At 67.7% G+C, this 3,383-nt stretch carries 1 protein-coding gene; it reads right to left on the minus strand.

What is annotated here, in order from left to right; genetic code table 11:
• Nucleotides 1–3,383: filamentous hemagglutinin N-terminal domain-containing protein (locus tag JaAD80_RS29345; protein WP_146012628.1), on the minus strand; the 3,383-nt coding region annotated here is incomplete at both ends.

Here is a 3,383-nt window from a genome sequence, read left to right on the forward strand (position 1 = left end):
GTCGACGGCCGCGCCGTTCACATCGAGCACGGCGTGCGCGCCGGAAGCGTCCAGCACGGCGCCGTCGCGCACGACGACAAACAGGCTGGCCGCCGACGTGCTGCCCTGCGCATGGTCGATGTCGCCGCCGATGACGATGCTGCCGCCATCGGCCACCTTGCCGTAGCGCCGGCCCTGCGCGTCGGTGGCCGAGACGGCGCGCGATGCCACGTCCAGCACGGCGTTTTCGCCGATCCAGATGGAACGGCCATGGCCGGCCGCCTCCACCGCTTCCGACACATTCACGGCGACGCCCACGCCACCGAGGCTGATCTTGCCGCCCCAGGCGTTCAGGCGCCCGTCCACCGTCAGCTGGCCAACACTGGACAGTTTGATGGACTGGCCCGCATCGACATTCACCACGGCATTCTTGCCCACAAGCAGTTCGGCGCTGGCCATGTCGGCTGCATCGGACAGCACATCGCCCACCTGCAGGGCCAGGCTGGCGCCCTTGCGCTGCGCCAGCGTGCCCTTGACGGCATTTTCCGTGACCTGTTCCGGCGTCCATACGGCCAGTTTTTCATTCTCCACCACGCGCAGCACGGGCATGTGCACGTCGACCTGCGCGCCGTCCGCCACCGTCACGCTGTGTTTGCCGACCAGGCTGTAGCTGGAAAAACCTTTGTCGAAGAAGCCGGCATCCAGCTGCAGGCTGCCTGCCCCGGGTTTTTCAATCTCGCCAATGACGATCTGGTTCGCCTGCAATTCCAGCTTGCCACCGCCCGTCACGCCATGGCCGCGCACTTGCGCGCCCTCGCCCAGCACCAGGTCGGCCTTGGCGCCATAGCTGGCCAAGGTCACATTACCGCCCTTGCCGCCCTGCTGTTTCGCCTGCGGCAGGATGGCCGCGCCCGAGCTGACGTCGACCAGGCTGCCATTGCCGATACGCACGTCGCCATACGCCCGCAACGATACCGTGCCGCCGTTCAGGTACGGCAGGCCGGCGGCGGCCAGCGGATCGCGCAGCACATTGCTGAGCAAGCCGCTGGTGTCCAGACTCACGCCATCGGCCAGCACCAGGGTGCCCGGCGGCACGCCCGGATTGACGAAGGTGTCCACCATGCCCAGCGCGCCGATCTGATTCAGCACGTTGCCGGCCGCGATGCTGCCGGCATGGCTGCGCAGGCTGGCGTTGATGGCCACGTCCTTGCCGAACAGGGTGATATTGCCGCCATCGGCCACCTGCAGCGCGCTGTCGACGGTGATCGCGCCTTTCGCGGCAATGCGGATGGCGCCAAGCTGCTGGCTATTGAGCAGGGTGGTGTCAAGCAGCAGCCTGCCCTGGCGCTCTGAAGCCGACACATCCCCCAGCACGTCCGTTACATCAAGCCCGGCGGCGATGCCGTCCTGCACGCGTGTCAGGCGCACCTCGTCCATGACGGCCGACAGCGCATGCTGCAGCACGCCCGCGCGCTTGTCGAACATGGGCTGATACTGGCCAACGATCAATTGCCCCCGCTGGGCGGCCGCCAGCTGCGACTGCTGGTAGCCGTCGAGCAGCGCCTGCGGCGCCTGGCTCTGGCGCTCGCCCTGGAAGACGTCACCGGCGATGCTCCCTTCCAGCACGGCCGACCCCGTGGCAACCACCAGCTTGCCCGCGTCGCGGCCCACCGTGTAGCCGTTTTCCAGGCGCTGCTGCGCGGCGATCAGCGGATTGGCATAAAAGGCGCTGGCGTCCTTGCCCCAGCGCGCATGTTCTTCCTCGTAGCCCTTGTACACGCCAAGATAGGCCAGGTCGGCGGGCGCGCTGCCCGCCTCATGCAGCTTGCCGTCCGCGCCTTTCAGCCAGGTCTGGCGCACCGTGCCCGTCTGCACGTCCAGGGTGCCGCCCGACAGGTTGATGCTGGAGCCAAGCTGCGTGACGACATCGTTGCCGCCGAAGCTCACCGTACCGCCCTGCGCCATCCACTCGCTGACGGCATGGCCCTGCGTGCCCAGATAACCGGCCACTTCCAGCAAGCCGCCGGCCGTGTACCAGCGGTCGCTGTCATAGCCGTTCGTGCCTTTCGGTACCAACACCAGCTTGCGGCGGTCGACCCAGATGCTGTTGTTGATCAAGGCCTTGCCGTCGCGGTTGACGGGCGCATCGCGCTGTTCGTTGCCCTGCACATTGATTTCGACATTGTTGGCCGCCATCGCCACCTTCACGCCCACGGCGCCGGAAACGTCGAGCTGCGCGCCGTCGCGCAGCAGGCTGCGGCTGGCCGCATTCACGGCGATCTGGCCGCCCGTGGCCAGGGTCAGCGAATCGCCGATGAATTCCACCGTGCCGGCGCTGCCGATCTCGATGCGCGACTGGTCGCGGCGGTCGTTGACGAGCGAGATATTCTGCTCCGCCGACACGGCTGGCCCGCGCATGGCATCGCGCTGGCTGTCGAGCGCCGTCGTCTTGCCGTCGTCCTCGACGAGAATGGCCGTGGTGGCGCCGCGTCCCACGCTGACGGCCGCGTCGCTGCCCAGGGCGTTGAGGTGAATGGTGCCACGCGTGGCCGTGGTGGTGGTGGACAACAGCACGCCGTCCTGCCGCAGCGTGCGCCCGGCCAGGGTAATATCGCCTTCGCGCGCCTGGATCAGGCCCGTGTTGACGACCTTGCCGGCCGTGCTGCCTGCCGCGAATTGCGGCGTGACTTCGCTGCCGCGCGTGGTCGACAGCGGGTTGCCATCCGTGCCCACGCCCTTTTTGATGCTGAAGCTGTCGCCGGCGGCCAGCAGGGCCTGGCCTTTCGGCGAGCTGATCTCGCCCCCGTTGTGCACCTCCGTTCCCAGCAGCATCACGTAGCCGCCGCCTTCCGTGCTGCCCTTGGGCGCATTGCTACTGACGCGCGCACCGGCGTGCACCTGCACCTTGCCGGCCGCATCGGTGAACGTCGTGGAGCCAGCCGTGCCAGAACTGTAGAGGCCGTTTTTCTGGAATTGCGTATCGCTGATGCGGGCGGCGGCCGCCACCAGGCTGCGCGTATCAACCTGGCTCGTGCCCGTAAACACGATGCCGTTGCGGTTGACCAGCAGCAGCGTGCCGTCGGCCTTGATCTGGCCCTGGATCTGGCTGGGACGGGCCTGCGGATCGTTGACCCGGTTCAGCACGGCCCAGTCCTTCTGCTGCTGGAACGTCAAGGTCGTGTCCTTGCCCACATTAAAGGTTTCCCAGTTCAGGATGGCCTTGTCCGCCGTCTGCTGCACCACCACGGCCGTCTTGCCGTTCGCCACTGTCTGCACGGGCGCCTGGGCATTGAGCCAGCCGGCCGTCAGGCTGTTGGTGTCGACCTGCAAGCCGCCCTGCGCCAGGCCATTTGGCACACTGGCGCCGCCGGCCGCCGCCTGGCGCGCCTGCGCCTGGGCCGCTT

This window comes from Janthinobacterium sp. AD80 (assembly GCF_002878455.1).
In the GTDB taxonomy this organism is placed as follows: domain Bacteria; phylum Pseudomonadota; class Gammaproteobacteria; order Burkholderiales; family Burkholderiaceae_D; genus Janthinobacterium.